The 565-nt window shown below is 30.8% G+C and carries 1 protein-coding gene; it reads left to right on the top strand.

Annotation, left to right across the window (positions count from 1 at the left end; all coding sequences use genetic code 11):
• Nucleotides 1-377: transposase (locus GNY06_RS01395; protein ID WP_212995067.1), on the top strand; the 377-nt coding region annotated here is incomplete at its 5' end.
• Nucleotides 378-565 lie beyond the last annotated feature (188 nt).

The following is a 565-nucleotide window of genomic DNA, read 5'->3' as shown; positions in this document are numbered from 1 at the left end:
TCGTTGATAAAAATGGTTTTTTAATTGCAATCATGGTTACAATGGCTAATATACATGATAGTAAGGCTGTTATTTTACTTATGCGCGTGTTAAAAGAAATGCTTTGTGGCATTAAAGTTATTCTGGATGATGGTGGTTATCGTGGGGAAATAGTAGATCTGGTAAAAAAGGGGTTTGGATACATTATTCAGGTTGTTTTAAGGCCTGATAAGCAAAAAAAGAATTGTCAGCCTATCCATAATAGATTGATTATTGAAAGAACATTTGCTTGGTTTGATAACGATCGAAGACTATGCCGAATTTATGAACTTCTAATCGAATATGCAGAAGAAATGGTTAAAGTGGCCTCTATAAAACATTTATTGAACAAAATTTAAACAGGCTCTAAATACACAATTACTTTCAAAAACAATAAGGAGAAATACTATCTTAAAAAATACTACTGTCCTTAGAGGCTGTTTAAATTTGTGTATAAAATTTTGTTAGGAAGGTTTTCAGAAGTTGGATATTTGGAAAAAAATGGATTAAATACCAAACTGATCTAACTGAAAACCAATGGCAATAT

The organism is Elizabethkingia argenteiflava, assembly GCF_009904105.1.
Lineage (GTDB): Bacteria > Bacteroidota > Bacteroidia > Flavobacteriales > Weeksellaceae > Elizabethkingia > Elizabethkingia argenteiflava.
Note: the sequence above shows the minus strand (reverse complement) of the source record. Positions and strands in the feature narration are given on the sequence as shown.